General features: G+C 68.9%; 15 protein-coding genes and 1 tRNA gene. 11 read left to right on the forward strand and 5 right to left on the reverse strand.

The features are described from left to right. Positions 1-420: 420 nt before the first annotated feature. Complete coding sequence (locus EYW49_RS19205; protein ID WP_131311249.1) at positions 421-1,044, reverse strand: MarC family protein; 624 nt, start codon at positions 1,042-1,044, stop codon at positions 421-423. Between the two features lie 250 nt (positions 1,045-1,294). Between EYW49_RS19205 and gyrA the strand changes: the two genes are divergently transcribed. From gyrA to EYW49_RS19220, 3 genes are all read left to right on the forward strand, one after another. After that, complete coding sequence (gene gyrA, locus EYW49_RS19210; RefSeq protein WP_407695490.1) at positions 1,295-3,943, forward strand: DNA gyrase subunit A; 2,649 nt, start codon at positions 1,295-1,297, stop codon at positions 3,941-3,943. A 185-nt stretch (positions 3,944-4,128) separates the two neighbouring features. Beyond that, positions 4,129-4,626, forward strand: coding sequence for a pantetheine-phosphate adenylyltransferase (gene coaD / locus EYW49_RS19215; protein WP_407695491.1), 498 nt, complete (start codon positions 4,129-4,131; stop codon positions 4,624-4,626). Between the two features lie 95 nt (positions 4,627-4,721). Further along, positions 4,722-5,282: a peptidylprolyl isomerase gene (locus EYW49_RS19220; protein ID WP_131311252.1), complete on the forward strand. Its 561-nt coding sequence runs from the start codon at positions 4,722-4,724 to the stop codon at positions 5,280-5,282. A 399-nt stretch (positions 5,283-5,681) separates the two neighbouring features. Here EYW49_RS19220 and EYW49_RS19225 read toward each other — a convergent pair whose 3' ends face one another. Both EYW49_RS19225 and EYW49_RS19230 read right to left on the reverse strand, forming a co-directional pair. Next, positions 5,682-6,740 (reverse strand): GGDEF domain-containing protein, encoded by a 1,059-nt coding sequence (locus tag EYW49_RS19225; RefSeq protein WP_131311253.1) that lies wholly within the window; start codon positions 6,738-6,740, stop codon positions 5,682-5,684. A gap of 244 nt (positions 6,741-6,984) precedes the next feature. After that, positions 6,985-8,721 (reverse strand): DEAD/DEAH box helicase, encoded by a 1,737-nt coding sequence (locus EYW49_RS19230; protein WP_131311254.1) that lies wholly within the window; start codon positions 8,719-8,721, stop codon positions 6,985-6,987. Between the two features lie 303 nt (positions 8,722-9,024). On the opposite strand from EYW49_RS19230, the gene EYW49_RS19235 reads away from it, so the two are divergent. From EYW49_RS19235 to EYW49_RS19260, 6 genes are all read left to right on the forward strand, one after another. After that, positions 9,025-9,729 carry an alpha/beta fold hydrolase gene (locus EYW49_RS19235; RefSeq protein ID WP_131311255.1) on the forward strand — a complete coding sequence of 235 codons (705 nt, stop codon included), beginning with the start codon at positions 9,025-9,027 and terminating at the stop codon, positions 9,727-9,729. Between the two features lie 243 nt (positions 9,730-9,972). Continuing rightward, positions 9,973-10,350 carry a hypothetical protein gene (locus tag EYW49_RS19240; protein ID WP_206365509.1) on the forward strand — a complete coding sequence of 126 codons (378 nt, stop codon included), beginning with the start codon at positions 9,973-9,975 and terminating at the stop codon, positions 10,348-10,350. 198 nt (positions 10,351-10,548) lie between these two features. Beyond that, positions 10,549-10,836 carry an Asp-tRNA(Asn)/Glu-tRNA(Gln) amidotransferase subunit GatC gene (gene gatC / locus EYW49_RS19245; protein ID WP_131311256.1) on the forward strand — a complete coding sequence of 96 codons (288 nt, stop codon included), beginning with the start codon at positions 10,549-10,551 and terminating at the stop codon, positions 10,834-10,836. Positions 10,837-10,891: 55 nt separating this feature from the next. Further along, entirely contained in the window at positions 10,892-12,382 is a 1,491-nt protein-coding gene (gene gatA / locus EYW49_RS19250; protein ID WP_131311257.1) for an Asp-tRNA(Asn)/Glu-tRNA(Gln) amidotransferase subunit GatA, read from the forward strand. Between the two features lie 128 nt (positions 12,383-12,510). After that, the gene (locus tag EYW49_RS19255; protein ID WP_131311258.1) at positions 12,511-13,353 is read left to right on the forward strand and encodes a hypothetical protein; all 843 of its coding nucleotides are present in this window, start codon (positions 12,511-12,513) and stop codon (positions 13,351-13,353) included. A gap of 293 nt (positions 13,354-13,646) precedes the next feature. Next, positions 13,647-14,369, forward strand: coding sequence for a response regulator (locus EYW49_RS19260; RefSeq protein ID WP_131311259.1), 723 nt, complete (start codon positions 13,647-13,649; stop codon positions 14,367-14,369). On the opposite strand, the gene EYW49_RS19265 is transcribed toward EYW49_RS19260, so the two are convergent. Next, complete coding sequence (locus EYW49_RS19265) at positions 14,336-17,452, reverse strand: PAS domain S-box protein (RefSeq protein ID WP_131311260.1); 3,117 nt, start codon at positions 17,450-17,452, stop codon at positions 14,336-14,338. The genes EYW49_RS19260 and EYW49_RS19265 overlap by 34 nt on opposite strands. A gap of 249 nt (positions 17,453-17,701) precedes the next feature. Between EYW49_RS19265 and EYW49_RS19270 the strand changes: the two genes are divergently transcribed. Then, the gene (locus tag EYW49_RS19270) at positions 17,702-18,265 is read left to right on the forward strand and encodes a MerR family transcriptional regulator (RefSeq protein WP_131311261.1); all 564 of its coding nucleotides are present in this window, start codon (positions 17,702-17,704) and stop codon (positions 18,263-18,265) included. Between the two features lie 368 nt (positions 18,266-18,633). Further along, complete coding sequence (locus EYW49_RS19275) at positions 18,634-22,365, forward strand: bifunctional diguanylate cyclase/phosphodiesterase (RefSeq protein WP_131311262.1); 3,732 nt, start codon at positions 18,634-18,636, stop codon at positions 22,363-22,365. 9 nt (positions 22,366-22,374) lie between these two features. Here EYW49_RS19275 and EYW49_RS19280 read toward each other — a convergent pair. Continuing rightward, positions 22,375-22,450: transfer RNA gene (locus tag EYW49_RS19280), tRNA-Leu, on the reverse strand. Positions 22,451-22,710 lie beyond the last annotated feature (260 nt).

Here is a 22,710-nt window from a genome sequence, read left to right on the forward strand (position 1 = left end):
CCGTTCGGCGGGCGGCCGCGGCGGCTACGGCGGCGGTTCGGGCGGCGGCGCGCCGCGCGCCGTCGGCGGTGGCCGGTCGGCCGGTCCGACCCCGCCGCCCTCGGGCGATCTCGACGACGAAATCCCGTTCTGAGCGGGCGGTGCGGCCTTCGCGTCGGCGGATCGAGACGGCGGGTTGAGCCGGCGGGTCGAGACGGAGTCGGAAAACGGATCGATCGTCGCGCGCGGTGATCGATCGAGCGAACGTGAACCGGCGGGCCGACCGATGTCGCGCGGCGCGGGTGAGCGTGGGGCGGTCGGTGTTCTGTGTCCGCCGGGATCTTGCGACTCTGCGGCGGGGGCGGCCCGCGGTCGAGCCACGGCCGTGCCGCGGCCTCGGCTCCGGGCGTCGCTCGCGCGCCGGCTTCCGGCGCGTCGGCCTCAGGCGAGCACGACCGCCTTGATGCCGTCGGCGACGAACTGCACCGCGAGCGCTGCGAGCAGCAGGCCGAGCAGCCGTTCGATCACCACCCGACCGGTCTCGCCGATCCGCCGGTCGATCTGTTCGGCGGCCACGAACACCGCGAAGGCGATGCCCATCACCACGCCGATCAGGCCGAGGAAGGCGCCGAGCGCGGCGAGATTCGGCGCCTTGGAGGCGGCCAGGATGCTCGCCGAGATCGCGCCGGGACCGGCCAGCAAGGGAATCGCCAGCGGGAAGGCGGCGATGTCGCGGATGTGGTCGCGGGTCACCGCCGTCTCGGCGTCGCTGGCATCGCGCGGTCGCTTCTGCGAGAACACCATCTGGAAGGCGATGTGGAACAACAGCAGACCGCCGGCGATACGGAAGGCGGCGAGTGAAATCCCGAGAATCGCCAGCAACTTGCCGCCGATCAGCGCGAAGAACAACAGCACCCCGCTGGCGATCACCGTCGCCCGGACCGCCACGTACATCCGGTCGGCACGGTTCGATCCGGCGGTCAGCCCGATGAACAGCGGCGCCAGGCCGAGCGGGTCGACGGTGACGAACAGCGTGACGAAGGCTTCGAGCAGATAATCGAACATCGACGGCGACCGGGTTGCGGGGCAGGGCGGCGCGACCCTATCACGAAGTCGTGCGCCGAGACCCCCGCGTTCTGGATTCCTTGGGGAAATCGGCCTGCGGATTGGCTTTCCCGAGCGGAATCGCCTATAGAGACGGATCGCGCGAGCGCTCCCGACCACCAGAGAGAGACCGCATTTGTCCGGCCGAGACGAGACCACCCGCGGCGGCGACGACGCCTCCGACATCAAGCCGATTTCCATCGCCGACGAGATGAAGCGCAGCTACCTCGATTACGCCATGAGCGTGATCGTCAGCCGTGCGCTGCCCGACGTCCGCGACGGCCTGAAGCCGGTCCACCGACGCATCCTCTTCTCGATGAACGAGATGGGCTACGATTGGAACAAGGCCTATCGCAAGTCCGCCCGCATCGTCGGCGACGTCATCGGTAAATACCATCCCCACGGCGATCAGTCGGTCTATGACGCGCTGGTGCGTATGGCGCAGGACTTCTCGATGCGCCTGCCGCTGGTCGACGGCCAGGGCAACTTCGGCTCGGTCGACGGCGATTCCGCGGCGGCCATGCGGTACACCGAAGTCCGCCTCGCCAAGGTCTCGCGCCAGTTGCTGGAGAACATCGACGAGGACACCGTCGACTTCCAGGGCAACTACGACAATACCGAACGCGAACCGGTGGTTCTGCCGGCGCGCTTCCCCAATCTCCTGGTCAACGGCGCCGGCGGCATCGCCGTCGGCATGGCCACCAACATCCCGCCGCACAATCTCGGCGAAGTGATCGACGCGACCATCGCGCTGATCGAACGCCCGGAAATGTCGGTCGAAGACCTCACCGAGATCATCCCCGGCCCCGATTTCCCGACGGGCGCGATCATCCTCGGCCGGGCCGGCATCCGCTCGGCCTATGCCACCGGCCGCGGCTCGGTCACCATGCGCGGCCGCGTCCGCGTCGAGACCATCCGCGGCGGCCGCGAGGCGCTGATCATCTCCGAGATTCCCTATCAGGTGAACAAGGCCTCGATGGTGGAACGCATCGGCGAGCTGGTGCGCGAGAAGAAGATCGAAGGCATTTCGGAAGTCCGCGACGAATCCGATCGCGACGGCTACCGGGTGGTCATCGAACTGCGCCGCGACGCCATGTCCGACGTGGTGCTGAACCAGCTCTACCGCTTCACCCAGTTGCAATCGACCTTCGGCGTCAACATGGTGGCCCTCAACGCCGGCCGCCCGTTGCTGATGACCCTGAAGGACATGCTGGTCGCCTTCGTCGCCTTCCGCGAGGAGGTGATCGGCCGCCGCACCCGCTTCCTGCTCAACAAGGCGCGCGACCGCGCCCACGTCTTGGTCGGGCTGGCGATCGCCGTCGCCAACATCGACGAGGTCATCCGGCTGATCCGCGCCGCGCCGGATCCGGCGACCGCCCGGGCCCAGTTGATGGATCGCGCCTGGCCGGCCCACGACATGGCCCCGCTGGTCGAACTGATCGCCGATCCGCGCCACGTGATGGGCGCCGACGGCACCTATCGGCTGTCCGAGGAACAGGCTCGCGCCATCCTCGACCTGCGCCTGCAGCGCCTCACGGCCCTGGGTCGCGACGAGATTTCCGACGAGTTGAACAAGCTCGCCCTGGAGATCGCCGACTATCTCGAGATCCTCGCCTCGCGCGAGCGCATGCTCGAGATCATCAAGACCGAGCTGCAGCAGGTCCGCGACGAATTCGCCACCCCCCGCCGCACCGAGATCCTCGACGTCGACGGCGACGTCGACGACGAGGACCTGATCGCCCGCGAGGACATGGTGGTCACCGTGACCCACGCCGGCTGGATCAAGCGGGTGCCGCTGTCGACCTATCGCGCCCAGCGCCGCGGCGGCAAGGGACGCTCGGGCATGGCGACCAAGGACGAGGATTTCGTCGTCCGGCTGTTCGTCGCCTCGACCCACGCACCGATCCTGTTCTTCTCCTCGCGCGGTCAGGTCTACAAGACCAAGACGTGGCGGCTGCCGCTCGCGGCCCCGCAGGCCCGCGGCAAGGCGCTGGTCAACATGTTCCCGCTCGAGCAGGGCGAGCGCATCACCTCGATCCTGCCCTTGCCCGAGGACGAGGAGAGCTGGGCCGCCCTCGACGTGATGTTCGCCACCACCGGCGGCACCGTCCGGCGCAACAAGCTGTCCGACTTCGTCCAGGTCAACCGCAACGGCAAGATCGCCATGAAGCTCGAAGAGGGCGAAGGCATCGTCGGCGTGGAGACCTGCACCGAGACCGACGACGTGTTGCTGACCACCGCCCTGGGCCAGTGCATCCGCTTCCCCGTCCCCGACGTGCGGGTGTTCAAGGGCCGCGATTCGATGGGCGTGCGCGGCATCGCGCTGGCCGAGGACGATCATCTGATCTCGATGGCGGTGCTGCGCCACTTCGACGCCTCGCCCGAGGAGCGCTCGGTCTATCTCAAGCAGGCGCGTCTGGTGCGCGGCGAGATCGAGGCCGATCCGGCCATCGACGCGCTCGACGAGGAGCCGGTCCAGACCGACGGCCAGCTGCCGCCCGATCGCTACAACACCATGTCGGCCTACGAGCAACTGGTGCTGACGGTGTCGGAGAACGGCTTCGGCAAGCGCACCTCGTCCTTCGAGTATCGGACCACCGGCCGCGGCGGCAAGGGCATCGTCGCGATGTCGACCGGCCCGCGCAACGGCCGTCTGGTCGCCTCGTTCCCGGTGGAGCCGGCCGACCAGATCATGCTGGTCACCGACGGCGGTCAGCTGATCCGCTGCCCGGTCGAAGGCATCCGCATCGCCGGCCGCTCGACCCAAGGGGTGATCGTGTTCGATACCGCCGAGGCCGAGCGCGTCGTGTCGGTCGAGCGCATCCGCGAGGACGACAGCGACGAGGGCGTCGAGGCGTGACGCCCCGCGCGCCGCGGCGCGCGGGGGCGAACGCCGTGGCCGTCCTCGGCTCTTCCCGTTCGGTGGCGGCCCGAGCCTTGTCGCAGCCGGGCCGGGCGGGTAGGGAAGGGCGGTGCCCGAGGTTGCGCGTCCGCGTCGCCCGCGGCGGTTTTCGGGCCGACGGCGGCCCCCGAGGTGACCCGATGATCCGAACCGTCTTCTATCCCGGCTCCTTCGACCCGGTCACCAACGGCCACGTCGACGTGCTGTCCCAGGCCCTCGACCTCGCCGATCGGGTGATCGTGGCGATCGGGGTGCACCCGACCAAGCCGCCGATGTTCGACTTCGACACCCGCGTGGCGATGATCCGCGAGGCGGTGACCACGCTCGGCGTCGCCCAGGACCGGGTCGACGTGATCGCCTTTTCCGATCTTCTGGTCGCCGCCGCCGCCCGACACGAGGCCAAGGCGCTGATCCGCGGCCTGCGCGACGGCACCGATCTCGATTACGAAATGCAGATGGCCGGCATGAACGGCGCCATGGCCCCGACCATCCGGACGGTGTTCCTGCCCGCCTCGCCCCATGTCCGTCACATCACCGCGACGCTGGTCCGCCAGATCGCCGCCATGGGCGGCGACGTCTCGGCCTTCGTGCCGGCGAGCGTCGCCGCGCGCCTCGACGCCCGCTTCCGCCCGGCGTCCTGAGCGCACCCCGTCGCCTCGCTCTCGACACCTTGGCGAGGTCGTACTCACCACGGCGCGGCACCCGCCGAGCGCCGCCACAACCCGGGAGACCGCACTTGCTCCGCAGAACCCTTCTCGCCGCCCTCGCCGGCGCGCCGCTTATCTCCGTCGCCGCCGAAGCCGCCGGGCCGGCCGTCGCCGATCCCGAGAACACCCTGATCCTGCAGCTGAAGGACGGCCCGGTGGTGATCCGCCTGCGGCCGGATCTCGCGCCCAAGCACGTCGAGCGCCTGAAGACCCTGGCCCGCAAGGGCTTCTACGACGGGCTCAAGTTCCACCGGGTGATCGAGGGCTTCATGGCCCAGACCGGCGACCCGCGCGGCGACGGCACCGGCGGCTCGACGCTGCCCAACCTGCCGGCCGAGTTCAACCCGATGCCGTTCACCCGCGGCGTGCTCGGCATGGCCCGTTCGTCGAGCCCCGCCAGCGCCAATTCGCAGTTCTTCATCATGTTCGCGTCGGCGCCGTCGCTGAACAACCAGTACACCGCCTTCGGCGAAGTGGTCTCGGGGATGGAGTTCGTCGACAAGATCAAGCGCGGCTCCTCTGCCGCCAACGGCGCGGTGACGGACCCCGACGTGATCGTCAAACTGCAGGTCGCCGCCGACGCCAAGTGACGGCGGGCGATGCGGCGCGGCGCGAAGGGGGGCGGCGGGAGTGGCAGCCCGGAGCTCGAACCGGGCTGCGCCGAAGACGTCTGAGCGGGAGGGGGACGAGGCCGAGGCCGCCCGCTCCCGTTCCTTCTCCCCTCGCGGGAGAAGGTGGCCGAAGGCCGGATGAGGGGGTTGGGCCTCTCGTCGTCGTCGTGGGAATGGGTGATTTCGAGGGAACGCCGCTGCGCCGCGCCCCCTCATCCGCCCCTGCGGGGCACCTTCTCCCACGAGGGGAGAAGGGAAGGGCGCTGCGCGCCGGGAGAAGGCTCGGAGCGCGGTCGCTTCCGACGATCGGGCGTCGCCCTGACGCGCTCCGTTTCCGCCGATCGCCGGTGCGCCTCGGATCTCCGTCGAATCCGCCGCTCAGGCGACCCGCATCGCGGCGATCACGTCTTCATGGCGTTCGGTGCGCACCAGATTGCGGCCGCCGCGCTTGGCGGCATAGAGGCTCTGGTCGGCCCGCTCGACCAGCGACGAGCCGGTGTCGCCGCGCCGCCATTCCGAGACGCCGATCGAAATGGTGATCCGCCCCAGCACTTCGCCGGTCGAACGCTTGATCAGCTCCTTGGAGAACACCGCCTCGCGGATGTATTCGGCGATCACCGCCGACTGCTCCAGATTGGTGCGCGGCAGCAGCACCGCGAACTCCTCGCCGCCGTAGCGGCAGGCGATGTCCTGGCCCTTGATGTTCTGCTTGACCGCCAGCGCCACCAGCCGCAGCACCTGATCACCGGTCTGGTGGCCGTAGGTGTCGTTGAAGCGCTTGAAATGGTCGATGTCGGTGAACAGCACCGAGAACGGCACGTTGGTGTGCTGCGCTTCGGCGATCAGCCGCTCCAGCGACTGGTCGAAGTGCTTGCGATTGGCGAGCGTCGTCAGTTCGTCGACCAGGCTCTCGTAGCGGATCGCCTCGAGGCTCTCCTGCAGTTCGGCGATCTGGCGGCGCGACACCGCGAGCTGGCTTTCGAGCTGGCGGTTGGTCGCCTCGGTCTTGCGGGTCTCCTCGATCAGATTGCCGACGATCACGTCGACGGCTTCCGTATCGCGGGTGCCGACCAGGGCCTGACGGGCGACGCCGAGGGACGAGGTGTAGTTCGACGCCGTCTTCATCGACGACTCGATCATGCCGCTGACGCCGTTGATCTCTTCGGACAGCCGGCCGCCGACTTCGTCGATCCGCTCGCCGATCCGGGTCGGGGCGATGAACTGGTCGTAGACCTTGTTGACCTCGGCCAGCGTGATCTTGCCGCGCTGGCGGATGATCTCGTTGATGGTCTTGTTCAGCGCATGGTTGAAGCCCGCAGCATACGTGTACCACAACTCGTAGTTGCGCGGATAGGCCGGGATTTCGTTCTTGCGGAGATGGCCCACGGCATTGTCGCCGTAGACGATGGTCCGCTTGAAATCGTCCCGGTCGCTCATCTGACGCCTGCCCCCACCGTTTGGATTTCACGCCCGCCAACCACGGAAACGCGCACCGCGTATTGTTCGACTTTGCGTAAAATGCGCCGGGATCGTTTAACCCTGGGTAAACAAGCGGCGCATCGCCGCACCCCGGGGCTGAAATTCCGAACGGTTCGAAACGCTTGGGGGGCCCGCGAATCGCGAAAACGCGCCCTCCCGAAGGAGGCGCGTTCTCAGGTCGAATCGTAAAAGTCGAAGGCGGTCAGTCGGTGCTGCGAGTGGTGCGGACCGGTCGCAGCAGGAACGCCGGCAGGTGATCGCCGTGCCCGGAGATCGGCCCTTCGTCGCCCGCCTCTTCGCGCCGATCGCGTCCCGGCGAACGATCGCCGGCCCGCACCGGAGCCGCTTCGTCGCCCATCCGCGGGGTCTTGGCGCGCTCGGGTTGCGCCGGACGCTCGTTGCGCTGCGGACGCTCGCTGCGCACCGCGCGTTCACCACGGCCCTCGCGCTCGCCGCGACCCGCCTGGGCCGGCCGTTCGCCGCGGGGTTCCCGCTCGGGCCGTGCTTCGCGTTCCGGACGCTCGCTTCGCGCTTCGCGCTCCGGCCGCGCTTCCCGTTCGGGGGCCGCCACGCGCGGCGTCTCGGTCTCGAGCCGGGTCGGACGCACGCTGCGCACCGCATCGGGTCGCGCGGTGCGTTCGCCACGCGGCGCTTCGCTGCGCGTCGGCCGCTCGGCCGGAGCCTCCTCGCGTCCGCCGCGCGGAGCGCCGCCCGCACCGGAGCCGCGTCGGCGATCACCGCCACGGCCGCCGCCGCGCGAGTCGCGACCCTCTTCACGGGCCGGCCGCGGCCGGTCGTCGTGGGGGAGCTTCGAGACGTGCTCGCCGAGCCACTCGATCTGATCGCCGGTCAGCCGCTCGATCGCCGCGAGGTGCTTGAGATCGAGATCGGTCACCAGGGTGATCGCCAGACCCGAGCGCCCGGCGCGGCCGGTGCGGCCGATGCGATGGACGTAGTCCTCGGCGTGGACCGGGACGTCGTAGTTGTAGACGTGGCTGACGTCGGGAATGTCGAGCCCGCGCGCCGCCACGTCGGAGGCGACGAGCAAGGTCAGCTTGTTGCCGCGGAAGCCCTCGAGCATCGCCGTGCGCGCCCGCTGGTCCATGTCGCCGTGCAGCGCCCCGACCGAGAAGCCGTGCTTCTCGAGGCTGCGGAACACCGTCTGGACGTCGCGCTTGCGGTTGCAGAAGATGATCGCGTTCTTCAGGTCCTCGGCCGAGCGGATCAGGCCGCGCAGCACGTCGCGCTTGTCGCCCGGTTCGCGACCCGAAGCGATCAGGCGCTGGGTCACCGTCTTGACCACCGAGGCGGGCTTGGCCGCCTCGATGCGCACCGGATTGCGCAGGAACAGATCGGCGAGGCGCTGGATCTCGGGCGGCATGGTCGCCGAGAACATCAGGGTCTGACGTCCCGGCGGGATCATCTTGCAGATCTTCTCGATGTCCGGGATGAAGCCCATGTCGAGCATCCGGTCGGCCTCGTCGATGACCAGGATCTCGACCCCGGACATCAGCAGGCGGCCGCGCCCGAACAGATCGAGCAGCCGTCCCGGCGTGGCGATCAGCACGTCGGTGCCGCGATCGAGCTTCTTCAACTGGTCGTCGAAGGACACGCCGCCGATCAGCAGCGCCACGTTGAGCTTGTGGTTGACGCCGTACTCGTTGAACTTTTCCTCGACCTGAGCGGCGAGCTCGCGCGTCGGTTCGAGGATCAGGGTGCGCGGCATGCGCGCCCGAGCCCGGCCCTGCTCGAGGCGGGTCAGCATCGGCAGCACGAAGGACGCGGTCTTGCCGGTCCCGGTCTGGGCGATGCCGCAGACGTCGCGCATTTCCAGAACGATCGGGATCGCCTGTTCCTGGATCGGAGTGGGCGTGGTGTAGCCGGCAGCGGTCACCGCCGCGAGAACTTTGTCGGAGAGTCCGAGTGTGGAGAAGGTCATGTTTTCCGTCACTGCCGCGCAGGTTCCGGAGATCCGCGTCCCACGACGACCACGTTCGGGTCGTCTCCACGGGATGGCGCCGGTCGCGCGCAGAATCTTTTGAGAAATCCGAGTTTTGCGGCTGCAACTTAGTCGACGGGGCCAAAAAGTCAACGCACTTCGCCGTGGGCGAGGTTCTTCCGTCAGATTTGCCCGTGTCGTCGGCGATGTATAGTGGTCCGGTGTTGCGCGGACTTCGCGACGCCGACGTCTCGCGTCAGCATAGCGCATTTCGACCGTCCCGGCTCGCAGAGAGAGAACGTCATGACCGCATCGGCTTTGTTGCTCGTTCCGGGGCTGAATTGCACGGCTGCCTTGTGGCGTTCGCAGATCGCGCCCCTGTCGGCGCTCTGTCCGGTCGGGGTCGCCGATCATCGCGGCGTCGACACGATGGGGGGAATCGCCGCGGCGATCCTCGCCGTCGCGCCGCCGCGCTTCGCGCTCGCCGGCCTGTCGATGGGCGGTTACGTCGCGCTGGAGATCTGGCGCACCGCCCCGGAGCGCGTCGAGCGCCTCGCGCTGCTCGACACCCAGGCCCGCCCCGACGGCCCGGACGCGGCGGAAAACCGTCGCCGCCAGATCGCCATCGCCGAATCCGGGGGCTTCGCGCGAATCGCCGATCTGCAACTGCCGAAGCTCCTGGCGCCCGCCCATCAGGGCGATCCGGACCTCGTCGCCGTGGTCCGCGCCATGGCTGCCGACACCGGTGCGGAAGCCTTCGTGCGCCAGCAGCGGGCGATTCTCGGGCGGATCGACAGTCGGCCGACGCTTGCCACCATCACCTGCCCGACCACCGTGGTGGTCGGCGCCGAGGACGCCCTGACCCCGCCCGACCTCGCCCGCGAGATGGTCGCGGCGATTCCCGGCGCGTCCCTCGAAATCATCGACGGCGCCGGGCATCTGTCGCCGCTCGAGGCCCCCGATGCGGTCACCGCCGTGCTGCGGGCCTGGCTCGCCGCCTCCGAGTAGCGCTCGCGCGGGCCCGTGCGGGTCGTTTCGTGACAGGCTCGCAGGACTTCGTTCATCGCGTCCGTAATTCTACCCCGGCCACGGCCTCGCGCGCTTGACCTCGGGGCATCCGATGCCGCCTCATTCGCCGGTCGGCGACGCAGCGTCGCGGCGAAGGGGGATTCGTGCGTCCGGTTCCTCGGGCCACGGAGGTGTTTTGGGAAGCGATCACCCGAGGGGGGTCGCGAGCAGGGGAGGTTCGGCATGAAGTCGGTTCTTTTGGCGTCGATGATCGTGTTGGGTGCGACGGTCGGTTTCGCGGGCGCGGCGAGCGCGGCGGAAGCCAAGCAGGATTTCACGCTGGTCAACAAGACCGGCTACGACATCGATGCGGTGTTCGTTTCGCCCAGCAAGTCGAACGATTGGGAAGAGGACGTGCTCGGCAAGGATCTGCTCGAGGACGGCGCGGTGTGGGACATCAAGTTCCACCGCTCCAATCGCACCTGCAAGTGGGACCTCAAGGTGGTCTATTCGGTCGATTCCTCCGAAGCGGTGTGGGGCGGCATCGACCTCTGCCAGGTCTCCAAGATCACCATCCACTACAACAAGAAGTCCGATACCACCTCCGCCGAGTTGGAGTGACGCGGCCCGCCGCGCCCCGCCCGAGGCCTTCCGGCCCGGCGGGGCGCGCGCCCTCGTCGGGGGAGACGATCACGCGACGCGCCGCGCAATTGCGTCGGCTTCCGCCCGGATGCTAGAAACGGTGTCGCTGCGCCTCGCCGATCGTCCCGGTCGGGGGCGCCGGCCCGTCCCATCCGTTCGTCGTCCCCCGAGGTTCCCATGTCCGTCGATCGCTCGACCGTCGTCCGCGTCGCCCACCTCGCGCGCATCCGCGTCGCCGACGAGGAGGTCGACAAGCTCCAGGGCGAACTCAATTCGATTCTCGGTTTCGTCGAGCAACTCGCCGAACTCGACGTCTCCGACGTCGAGCCGCTGACCTCGATCGTTCCCATCGCCATGAAGAAGCGCACCGACGTCGTCACCGACGGCGGTATTCCGCAGAAGGTGACGATGAACGCGCCGCTCGCCGAGGACGATTTCTTCGTCGTCCCCAAGGTCGTGGAGTGATCCGGCGCCCCGCCGCCGATCGCCTCCTCCCGCCCTCACCCTTGGATCGCCGCCCGTGACCGACCTGACCGCTCTCTCCATCGCCGAGGCCCGTGACGCCCTCGCGCGCAAGGACTTCACCGCCGTCGAACTGACCGAGGCCTATCTCGCGGCGATGGCCGCGGCGCGGCCGCTCAACGCCTATGTGCTCGAGACCCCGGAGCGGGCGCGGCTGATGGCCGCCGCCTCCGACGCGCGGCGCGCGAGCGGTGAGGTCGGGGCGCTCGAAGGCATCCCGCTCGGCGTCAAGGATCTCTACTGCACCGAAGGCGTGCGCACGACCGCCTGCTCGCGGATCCTCGACGACTTCACCCCGCCCTACGAATCGACCGTCACCACCAATCTGTGGGCCGACGGCGCGGTGATGCTCGGCAAGCTCAACTGCGACGAATTCGCCATGGGCTCGTCCAACGAGACCTCGGCCTTCGGCGACGTGATCAACCCGTGGCGGCGCAAGCGGCCCGACGGCTCGATCGATCCGACGCCGCTGGTGCCCGGCGGCTCGTCGGGCGGATCCTCGGCCGCGGTCGCCGCTCATCTGGCGGCCGGGGCCACCGGCACCGACACCGGCGGCTCGATCCGTCAGCCCGCCGCCTTCACCGGCACCGTCGGCATCAAGCCGACCTACGGCCGTTGCTCGCGCTGGGGCATCGTCGCCTTCGCCTCGTCGCTCGATCAGGCCGGGCCCTTCGCCCGCACCGTGCGCGACGCGGCGATCCTGTTGAAATCCTTCGCCTCGGTCGATCCCAAGGACACCACCTCGGTCGATCTGCCGGTGCCGGACTACGAATCGGCGGTCGGCCGCTCGATCCGCGGCAAGGTCATCGGCATCCCCAAGGAATACCGCGTCGACGGCATGCCCGAGGAGATCGAGGCGCTGTGGCGCCAGGGCATCGACTGGCTGAAGGCGGCCGGCGCCGAGATCCGCGAGATCTCGCTGCCGCACACCAAATATGCCCTGCCGGCCTATTACATCGTCGCCCCGGCCGAAGCCTCGTCGAACCTCGCCCGCTACGACGGCATCCGCTACGGCCTGCGCGTCACCGGCGACGACATCACCGACACCTACGAGCGCACCCGCGCCGCCGGCTTCGGATCGGAAGTGCGCCGCCGCATCATGATCGGCACCTACGTGCTGTCGGCCGGCTACTACGACGCTTATTACGTCCGCGCCCAGAAGGTCCGCACCCTGATCAAGCGCGACTTCGACATCGCCTTTGCGGCCGGCGTCGATGCGGTGCTGACCCCGGCGACCCCGTCCTCGGCCTTCGGCATCGGCGAGAAGTCGGGCGGCGATCCGGTCGAGATGTACCTCAACGACATCTTCACGGTGACCGTGAACATGGCGGGCCTGCCCGGCATGTCGGTGCCCGCCGGTCTCGACGCCAAGGGTCTGCCGCTCGGGCTGCAGCTGATCGGCCGGCCCTTCGACGAGGAGACGCTGTTCCAGGTCGCCGAAGTGATCGAACAGGCCGCCGGGCGCTTCACGCCGGACAAGTGGTGGTGAGGGCGGGGCGACGCCGCGCCCTCGTCGCGCTCGTCGCGGGACTGGCGTCGTGCGGCGCGGTCCTCGCACAAGGCGCGCCCCCCGGCCCGAAGACCTTTTCGGCCCGTGACGTGATCGAGGGGACCAAGGTGTCGCGCGAGGTCTGCGCACGCACCCCCCGGACGGTCTTCGTCGAGGCCTTCGGCGAAGGCGTCTGCATCCGGTATTATCTCGCCGCCGCTGCGCCGGGGCAGAAGGCCCTGGTGTTCTTCACCGGCGACGTCCTCGGTCTCGACGCCAAGGGCCGTCGCGAGGTCGAACCCGGCTATCTCACCCAGGCCCCCGAATACATCGACATCGCGTCACGGGTGTGGACCGGCCGCCTCGGCGCGCCGGTGGTGTTCTTCGGGCGGATGGGCCTCAACGGCTCGTCGGGCTGGCACGGCGACCGCCGCACCGCCCTCGAGGTCGAGGTGACCCGCAAGGCGTTGGACGCGATCAAGGCCCGCGAGGGCTTCACCGGCTTCCACCTGATGGGTCAGTCGGGCGGCGCGATGCTGGTGCCGGCGATCGCCGCGGTGCGCGACGACGTCGGGTGCGCGGTGATCGCCTCGGGCCCGATGGATTTCCGCGCCTTCACCGCCCGCTACGGCATCACCTTCCGCGAGCGGGGGCCGCGCGCCCACTACGACCCGATGGCCGACGCCGCGCGGGTCGCGGCGACCACCACCGGGACCGACCCGACTCGCGTCTTCCTGCTCACCGATCCGACCGACACCGCGGTGCCGGCGGTGTTCCAGGCGCCCTTCGCCACCGCCATCGAACGCGCCGGCGGCCACGTCACCCGGATATCCACAGGCGGACGCGGTGTCGAACACCATGCGCTGATCGAAAAGGGGCTGTTCGTCGCCGGCGAATGCCTTTCCGGCCGCAGTGATGCCGAAATCGTGGCGCATTGGGCGGGAAAATCCGGCGACGACCTGCCGCGGTGAGAAAATCGACGAGCGCGTCGCCTGCCGCGACATCTCTGCGGTCATCGGCCGCGGCGGATCGACCGAGACCGACGCTGCACTCCGCCCGACGAAGCCGTTGCGGCGCTTCTTCTCACTCTCCCGCAATTCTCGCAGTTCACGACTTTTGCAACCCGTCTAAACTGCGGATTTACAATACCTGTCTTCATTCGCTTGATATCGGTTGTTCGGAGGGCTGTCGTCGGGATTCGACTTTTGAAACGGCCGGCGAATCCTCTAAGCTGTAGTGATCGAACGAGACTGGAAATGTCAGTGTGACCGCCAAACGAATTCTAGTCGTCGACGACGATGAACAGATCAGGAGCATCCTCCGGTCGCTGCTCGAACGCGAAGGCTTCGAGGTCGCGGAAGCGCGGAACGGCGAAGAATTGTGGGAAGGACTGCGGGTCGGACTGACCTCTCTGGTGACGCTCGATCTGAATCTTCAGGGGGAAGACGGTCTCGCCCTGGCCCGTGACGTGCGGAGTCGGCTCGATGTGCCGATCATCATGATCTCCGGCAAGTCCGACGACGTCGACCGCATCGTCGGATTGGAACTCGGGGCCGACGACTACATCACCAAACCCTTCAATCTGCGCGAGGTTCTGGCCCGCATCCGCGCCGTGCTGCGCCGCTACGAGCCCAACCACCGGCCGGTGTCCGAGGCCGCGCCCGACCGCGAGCTCCTGACCTTCGACGGCTGGTCGCTCGACGCCGCCTCGCGGGTGGTGACCGACCCGGCCGGCGCCGCCGTCGACCTGACCACCGCCGAATTCAATCTCCTGGTGCTGTTCGTCGAGCGCCCACGCCGCGTGTTGTCGCGCGATCTGATCCTCGATCTGCTCAAGGGCGCCGAATGGTCGCCCTTCGATCGCTCGATCGACACGCTGGTGGCGCGTCTGCGCCGCAAGATCGAGGGTGACCCCGACCATCCGGCCCTGGTCAAGACGGTGCGCGGCGTCGGCTACGTGTTCTCCGCGGACGTCGGCCGCCGCTGAAGGTCGCTGCCGTCGAGCGCCTCGGCTATCGCCCGCGCGAGATCGGCTTGAGAATAGGGTTTGCGCAGCAGCGCGAATTCGAGCGGCGCCGGTCCGTCGCCGCGGGCGATCGCCTCGGCGAAGCCCGAGGTCAGCAGGATCCGTCGATCGGGCATCTCGGCCCGCAGCCGCCGCGCCAGATCGAGCCCGGACAGGCCGCCCGGCATCATGATGTCGCTGAACACCAGATCGATCTCGGGCCGCTCGGCGAGCATCTCGAGCGCCGCCGCCGCGTGATCGGCCTCGATCACCTGGTAGCCGAGCGCCAGCAGCCGCTCCCGGGTCACGCGCGCCACCTCCGGGTGATCTTCGACCACCAGCACCGTCTGGCCCATGCCGCGCCGCGGCAGGCTCGCCTCGATCGGCCGCACCGGAATCTCGCCGCACTCGGCCCGCGGCAGGTAGATGTTGATCGTCGTGCCGCGGTCGACCTCGCTGTAGAGCGTCACGAAGCCCCCCGACTGCCGCACGAAGCCGTGCAGCGTGGCCAGCCCCAGGCCGGTGCCGCGCCCGATCGCCTTGGTGGTGAAGAACGGCTCGAAGGCCCGCGCCTTGACCTCCGGGGCCATGCCGACCCCGGTGTCCGACACCGACAGACGCACATAGGCACCGGGGAGCTGGTTCGGATCGGCCGGCAGAGTGGCGGCGTCGAGGTCCATGTTGCAGGTGTCGATGACGATGCGTCCGCCCGCCGGCATCGCGTCGCGGGCGTTGAACACCAGATTGAGCACGGCACTCTCGATCTCGGTCGGGTCGATGCGGACGTGCCAGAGATCGCTGGCGAAATTGGCGGTGACCGAAATCTGCGGGCCGACCGAGCGATGGACCAGATCGATCATCGCCGCGACCCGTTCGTTGAGGTCGGTGACCGTCGGCTCCAGCCGCCGCTGGCGCGCGAAGGTGGTCAGGCGGTGGTTGAGGTTGGCGCCCGATTCGGTCGCTCGCAGCGCTTCGGCGATGTAGCGCAGTCCCGCCGGCTCCTGCGGCAGCAGCTCGAGCAGCTGCAGGTTGCCCGAGATCACCGTGAGCAGGTTGTTGAAGTCGTGGGCGATGCCGCCGGTCATGCGGCCCAGCGCCTCCAGCCGGCGCGACGCCTCCATCTGTTTCATCGCCTGTTCGGTGGTGCGCTGGTCGGTGACGTCGCTGACCGTGCCCCAGATCTCGGCGGTCCGGCGATCGGTGGTGCGGGGATTGGCGGTGAGCGACAGCCAGGCGAGGCGTCCGTCGCCGTAGTTCGCCCGCACCACCAGCGGCGCATCCCCGCGCGTGCCGTCGCCCTGCCAGCCCGGGCGGAGGAAGGCCGGTCGCTCTTCCCAGCGGAACAGGGCCGCGATGGTCGCCACCGGCGCCGTCTCCTCGACCGCGAACAAGGCGCGGCTGCGCGTGTCGCAATGGACCAGGCCGCTGGCCACGTCGATCCACCACACGCCGAGACCGGCGGCGTCCAGCGTCTGGCGCAGTTCCTGGTCGCGCTCTTGCAGGAGGCGCTCGGCGCGTTTGCGGCGCGTGATGTCGGTCATCATCAGACTGACCGCGGTGACCCGTCCCTCGGCGTCGCGGATCGGCGCGGCCTGATAGGCGACGTCGATCGCCGTGCCGTCGCGCCGCCGTCGCACTCCTTCGCCTTCCATCGCCACGCCCTCCGCGACGACCCGGGCGTAGATCTTGGCGCCGTGCTCCGGATCGTCGGGGAAGGAGAGGAAACCCGCCTTGGACCCGATCGCCTCTTCGGCGGTATGGCCGAACATCGCCGTCGCCGCGGTGTTCCAGGAATCGATGATGCCGTCCGGCGTGCCGCCGATGATCGCCGCCGGCGAGGCCATCACCACCGTCGCCAGCCGGGCGTTGGTGCGCTCGGCCTCCAGCCGTTCGCTGATGTCGCGATGGATGATCGTGAACAGCGGTCCGCCGGCGGAATCGATCCGCGAGATCGAGGCCTCGATCGGGAATTCGCTGCCGTCGAGGCGCCGGGCGGCGATGGCGATGCCCCGGCCCATCATCCGCGACGCCCCCGGCCCCTGGGCAAAGCGACGGAAACCCGCGTCGTGGGCGACACGGTGACGCTCGGGGACGAAGGTCGACAGCGACATCCCCAGCGCCTCGGCCTCGCTGCAGCCGAACATCCGCTCGGCGGCGCGGTTGAACAGCACGATCTTCTGTTCGGCGTCGACGGTGACGATCGCGTCCAGGGCGCCGGCGACGATCGAGGCGAAGCGTGCCCGGCTCTGGTCGAGCTCGGATTCCACCCGCCGCCGTTCGGTGATGTCGGCGAGGGTCACCACCACCGCCTGGATCTCGCCGGTGAGCGGATCGCGGATCGGTTCGGCGTTCTCCGACAGCCACACCATGCCGTCGCCGGCCATCACGCCGATCACCACGTCGTGGCAGGGCAGGCCGGTGGCCAGCACCCGTTCGACCGGGATCTGATCGCGCGACAATGGCCGTCCGTCGGCGCCGTAGAGGGTGCGTTGGACCAGCGGGCTGTCGAGCGCCGTCAGCTCGGCCTCGCTGTGGGCGAGGATGCGCTCGGCCGACGGATTGCACGAGACGATCTTCGCCTCGGTGGAGAACACCAGCACGCCCTCGTGCAGGGCGGTCACCACCGAACGATAGCGCGCTTCGGAGCTGACCAGGCTTTGCCGCGAGCGGCGGTGGTCGCGGTCCAGGGTGGTCTGGTCGGCGGCGGCGATCAGGCTGACCACCAGCCCGGTGGCGACGAAGGAGCCGAGATAGACCATGTCGCCGAGGTTTTCGAGCCACAGCGACCCCCGCGGCGCGAACAACAGCAGGTCGGCCGCCACCGCCGCGAGCGCCGTCGCCATCAGACCGCAGCGGAACCCGCCGAGCAGCGCCGCCACCGCCACCGCGAAGTGGAACACCACCAGCCTCGGCACCGGATCGCCGATCGCCTGGCGCAACAGCGTCGCCGTTCCCACCAGCGCCACGGCGAAGGCGAGGCCGCGCAGCGGCGTTGCACAGGCCCGCCGCATCTGCCGCAGGGCGTCGCCGAGCCGGCCGATCACTTCGGACGCGACGTCGCTCACGGGGGAAGGGGGCGTTCTACCCGGATCGGACACGGAGCGAAGCCTCGTTGGCGGGAGATGGGCCGCGTCACAGCGTCATCCGTCACCGCCGCGACTGCAAGTGAAAACGAAGTTTCGCGTCAGAAGTGCTGACATTTCATTTTTCGCGTCACCAAACGTCACACGGTGTCACACGGGCGGCATACCGCGGCGGAAACGATTTGATTGAATGGCGTCATCAGAGGGCCAGGGCAAACCGAGGAGACGGCCATGTCGAACGTCATCATCAAGAGCTTTCCGCAATCCCATGTCGACGTCGCAGCGGCCTTGCCGTCGCTTCATGCCGGTCTCGACATCGGTTCCTCGACGTCGCGCCGCTCGCTCGGTGAACGTCGACTGACCAAGAACGCCCGCATGATCGCCATCATCGCGGAACGGCTGTCGTCGGTGATGGCCTTCGGAACGCTCGAGGACGCCGACCTCTATACCATCGGTCAGCTCTCCGATTACCTTCAGGTGTCGCTGCGCACCTTGCGCTTCTACGAACAGTCCGGCCTCCTGCGGCCGCATCGCGACGGCATGAAGCGTCTCTACACCCGCGACGATCTCGATCGGCTCAAGGTGATCGTGACGCTGCGCGAGATGGAGGCCTCCCTGACCGCCATCAAGACGCTGATGTCGACCCTGGTCGAGAGCGGCGACGAGAAGTCGGTGATCGGCGAGATCGACGCGATGCTCGACGACCTGACCCGCGGCAATCGCCAGCGCATCGAGGAACTCGAGCGGGTCAATCGCCGCATCGCCGAGACCCTCGGCCGGCTGCGCGCCAACTGACCGTCGCCGGGAGTGCCTGCGTCCGACATCGTCGAACCTTCGCCACCTCCCCGGATCCGCCCGATCCGGGGAGGTGTCGTTCGATGTGTGATGTCTTCGTGGCGAAGGTCGCGATGAAAGCTTCTAGTGCGATCACCGGTCCGGGCGACGGTGTAGACGAAATGCGAAGATCAAATCCAACATGGCCAACGCGATGGTCTTAATGACTTTGCAATGACCATGGTCCGATATTGAGATCTAAGTCGGAATGTTTCGAAGTGGGCGTCTACCGCGGATCGGTGATTGTCCGCATGAGACGTGAGAGCGCCGTACCATTGACGCGACGTCCTGGTACTCCGGCTCTCGGCTCTGGGAAGGTCATCCTCGGCATGAAGTCGGACACGGGTCATTCCTTCATCCTTCGAGCGGTTTCCGGCTATGCGATCCTGTCCGCGGCCTGGATCTACTTTTCCGATCGAATGCTCGCCGCGATCGTCGATGCGTCGACCTTGGTCGCTCTCGCGACCTACAAGGGTCTGTTCTTCGTCGGTGCCACTTCGATCCTGCTCGCTCTGGTGTTGCGCCACGCCCAACGCCTGCCCGACGAGTCGGTCGTCCCGCGGGGCCGGATCGGTTGGATGCCGTTCGTGGCGCTCGCCGTCGCGATGCTCACCCTGACGGTGATCGGCGGCGTCGCCTTTCGCGCCGAATCCACGGCGTTGCGTCACACCGCCCTGCACCAGGTCGAAGCCCTCGCCGAACTCGAAGTGGAGTCGGTGGCGCGCTGGCTCGAGGAACGCCGCAGCAACGCCGAAGTCGTCGCCGCCGATCCGGCCCGTCGCGAGGTCCTGACCCGGTGGATCCGCACCGGTGCGCCCGACGATCGCCAGCATCTGGTCGACGCCTTCACCGTCATTCGTGCCAGCTACGGCTTCGCCGCCACCGCCCTGGTCGAGCGCGGCGGCCATCTCATGCTCGGCGACCCGGCGGCGATCTCGGAGCACCCCGACTACGTCGCCGCCCTGCAGCGCGCCGCCGACGGCGGCATCACCTTCCTCGATCTCCATCGCCGGGCCGACGGCAGCCTGCACCTCGGCTTCCTGGTGCCGATGTACGGCACCGGCGCCGACGCCGGCCGCCTGCTGGCGATCGCCGTGCTCGACCTGCGGCCCGAGGACGATCTCTATCCCTATCTCGCCAAGTGGCCCTTGCCGAGTTCGACCGGGGAGACCCTGCTCGCCCGCGTCGATGGGCGCGACCACCTCGTCTATCTGACCGAGGCGCCCGGCCGCACCGGCCATGCACTGGAATTGCGTCGCCCGCTCGACGATCCCGACCTGCCCGCCGCCCGCCACATCCGTAGCGGCGAGCGCAGCATGTCCGGCGTCGACTACCGCGGCGTGCCGGTGCTGGCCGCCGCCTTCACCGTGCCGATCTCCGGCTGGACCCTGGTCGCCAAGATCGACGAGGACGAGGCGCTCGGCGATCTCCACCGCCTCGCGGTGGCCACCGCCGCGTCGATCGCCGTCGCCGGTCTCGCCTGTCTGGGCCTCGCCTTCTTCGTGTGGCAGCGCCAGCGCCTGCGCATCGCCCTCGGAGAACTCGCCCAGCGGCGTCGCGTCGAAGCCGCCGAGGACCGCTACCGCGCGACCTTCGAAGAGGCGCCGATCGGCATCGCCCATGTCGGGCTCGACGGGCGCTGGCTGCGTTTCAACCGCACCTTCGCGGCGATCGCCGGCTTCCCCGAGGATCGCCTCGCCGGCATGACTCTCGCCGAAGTGCTGCATCCCGACGATCGCGCCGAGGTCGCTGCTTCGATGGGTCGCCTCGTCCGCGGCGAGGTCGACTCGGTGACCTCGGAACGTCGGATCTTCCGGATCACCGGCTCGATCGCCCATGTCGCGATCACCGCCTCGCTGGTCCATGACGCCGTCGACGGCTCGACCTACGTGCTCGCCATGGTCGAGGACGTCTCGGCCCGTCGCGCGGCGGAGGAACGCCTGCGCGCCAGCGAAGAGCGCTTCGATCTCGCCATGCGCGGCGCCAACGACGGCCTGTGGGACTGGAACCTCGAGACCGGCGCGGTCTATTTCTCGCCCCGTTGGAAATCGATGCTCGGCTATCAGCCGCACGAGATCGCCAACCACATCGACAGCCTGCAGGGCCTGTTCCACCCCGCCGACGCCGCCGCCGACGCGGCGCGCAACCGCGACATCTTCGAAGGCACCCGCGATTCCTACGCCTGCGAGTTCCGCCTGCGGGCCAAGAACGGCGAATGGCGCGACATCCTCTCGCGCGCCTTCGTGGTGCGCGGTCCCGACGGCCGGCCCAAACGCATGGTCGGCACCCATGTCGACATCACCGACCGCAAGCGCGCCGACGCCGAGATGCGCCAGGCCGCCGCGGTCTTCACCAATACCCAGGAGGGCGTGGTCATCACCGACCCGAACGGCAAGGTGCTCGCCGTCAATCCCGCCTTCACCACCATCACCGGTTGGCCGGCCGACGAGATCGTCGGGCAGCCGATGTCGCGGTTGCGCTCGGGCCGCCAGGACGCCGCCTTCTATCGCCAACTGTGGGCGACCCTCGCCACCGTCGGTCACTGGCAGGGCGAAATCTGGAATAGCCGCCGCAACGGCGAGATCTATCCGGAATGGCTGACCATCTCTTCGGTCTACGACGATCTCGGCGAGGTCACCCACCGCCTCGGCACCTTCACCGACATCGGCCGGTTGAAGCAGTCCGAAGCGCGCCTCGAACATCTCGCCCACCACGATCCGCTGACCGGTCTGCCCAACCGCATCCTCCTCGCCGACCGCCTGCGCGAGGCGATCGCCGCCGCGGCGGCGGTCGATGGGCGCGGTGCGGTGTTGTTCCTCGACCTCGATCGCTTCAAGAACGTCAACGACAGCCTCGGCCACGCCGCCGGCGACGAGCTGTTGCGGATGATCGCCGCCCGCCTCGCCGAGGACCTGCCCGAAGGCGCGATGCTGTCGCGCTCCGGCGGCGACGAGTTCGTCGCGCTGATCCCCGATGTCGAAGATGCCGCCGCGGTGGCGGATCTCGCCCGTCGCTGGGTCGTGCTGCTCGATCAGGCCTTCGTGCTGCCGGGCGGGCAGGAGATCTACATCTCCACCAGCATCGGCATCGGCGTCTTCCCCGACGACGCCCGCGAACCCGCCGAGCTGCTGCAACACGCCGACGCCGCCCTCTACGAGGCCAAGGGCGCGGGCGGCGCCACCCATCGCTTCTATACCCACGTGCTGACCGCGGCAGCCGCCGACCGGCTCGAACTCGAGGCCGGCCTGCGCCGGGCGCTGGAGCGCGGCGAGTTGGAACTGCACTATCAGCCGCTGATCGACGCGGTCGACGGCCGCATCCACGGCGTCGAAGCCCTGGTGCGCTGGCGCGATCCCGTCCGCGGCCTGATCCCGCCCGACCGCTTCATCCCGACCGCCGAAGAGACCGGATTGATCATTCCGATCGGCGAATGGGTCCGCCACGCCGCCTGCCGTCAGATGCGCCAGTGGCGCGACGCCGGCCTCGACCTGACCACCATGGCGGTCAATCTCTCGCCGCGCGAGTTCCAGCGCTCCGACATCGTCCGCCGCATCGCCGAGGTTCTGGAGGAATCGGGCCTGCCGCCCCATTGCCTGGAGATCGAGATCACCGAGACCGCGCTGCTCGAGCAGGGCAGCGAACTCGACCGCCGCCTCGCGGCGCTGAAAGCCCTCGGCGTCCGCCTCGCCATCGACGACTTCGGCACCGGCTGGTCGTCGCTCGCCAGCCTGCGCCGCCTGCCGCTCGACAAGCTCAAGATCGATCGCAGCTTTGTCCAGGACGTGCCCGCCGATCCGGTCTCCACCGAGATCGTCGCCACCATCGTCTCGCTCGGCCGGACTCTCGATCTCGAAGTGCTCGCCGAAGGCGTCGAGACCGTCGAGCAGTTCGAGGCCCTGCGCGCCCAGGGCTGCAGCCAGATGCAGGGTTTCCTGTTCGCCCGGCCCTTGCCGGCGGTCGAGATCCCGATCCTGTGCGGCCGCGGCCTCGAACCGCTGCCCGGGTTCACCCCCGGCGCGCCGCGGGCGATCGTCGCCCGGGTCGCGGCCCGGCTGAGCTGACGGGGGAGGTGGTGCGGCGGGCGGGACTCGAACCCGCACTGACGGACACCTAAAATCCGTGCCTCTACCGTTGGGCTACCACCGCGACCAGTGTCGGTCTGTAGCATCAGGACGCGCCGCCTTCAAAGCCGCATTCGTCGCCCAGCCCCACGGAAGCGCCGCGGCATCCGGTTACGACGCCGCCCCCGGCCGCGATCGCCGCCCACTGCGCGCCCGATCGCCAATTCGCCGCGGCGCCGACGGCGTTTTCGTCCTTCGCCCGGCTTGACCCGACCGGTGCCGTCGGGGCCTACTCCCCCGACGGAAGGCGTTCATGCGAAAGGCGGAACGCGCCCGCTCCCGGGG

This window comes from Siculibacillus lacustris, from assembly GCF_004328075.1.
GTDB classification, from domain to species: Bacteria; Pseudomonadota; Alphaproteobacteria; order Rhizobiales; family Ancalomicrobiaceae; genus Siculibacillus; species Siculibacillus lacustris.

Coding starts and splice junctions, on each gene's coding strand:
- EYW49_RS19240 (WP_206365509.1), top strand. CDS start 9,973: ATGAAGTCGGTTCTTTTGGCGTCGATGATCGTGTTGGGTGCGACGGTC.
- EYW49_RS19270 (WP_131311261.1), top strand. CDS start 17,702: ATGTCGAACGTCATCATCAAGAGCTTTCCGCAATCCCATGTCGACGTC.
- gyrA (WP_407695490.1), top strand. CDS start 1,295: ATGAAGCGCAGCTACCTCGATTACGCCATGAGCGTGATCGTCAGCCGT.
- EYW49_RS19205 (WP_131311249.1), bottom strand. CDS start 1,044: ATGTTCGATTATCTGCTCGAAGCCTTCGTCACGCTGTTCGTCACCGTC.
- EYW49_RS19225 (WP_131311253.1), bottom strand. CDS start 6,740: ATGAGCGACCGGGACGATTTCAAGCGGACCATCGTCTACGGCGACAAT.
- gatC (WP_131311256.1), top strand. CDS start 10,549: ATGTCCGTCGATCGCTCGACCGTCGTCCGCGTCGCCCACCTCGCGCGC.
- EYW49_RS19230 (WP_131311254.1), bottom strand. CDS start 8,721: ATGACCTTCTCCACACTCGGACTCTCCGACAAAGTTCTCGCGGCGGTG.
- EYW49_RS19235 (WP_131311255.1), top strand. CDS start 9,025: ATGACCGCATCGGCTTTGTTGCTCGTTCCGGGGCTGAATTGCACGGCT.
- EYW49_RS19275 (WP_131311262.1), top strand. CDS start 18,634: ATGAAGTCGGACACGGGTCATTCCTTCATCCTTCGAGCGGTTTCCGGC.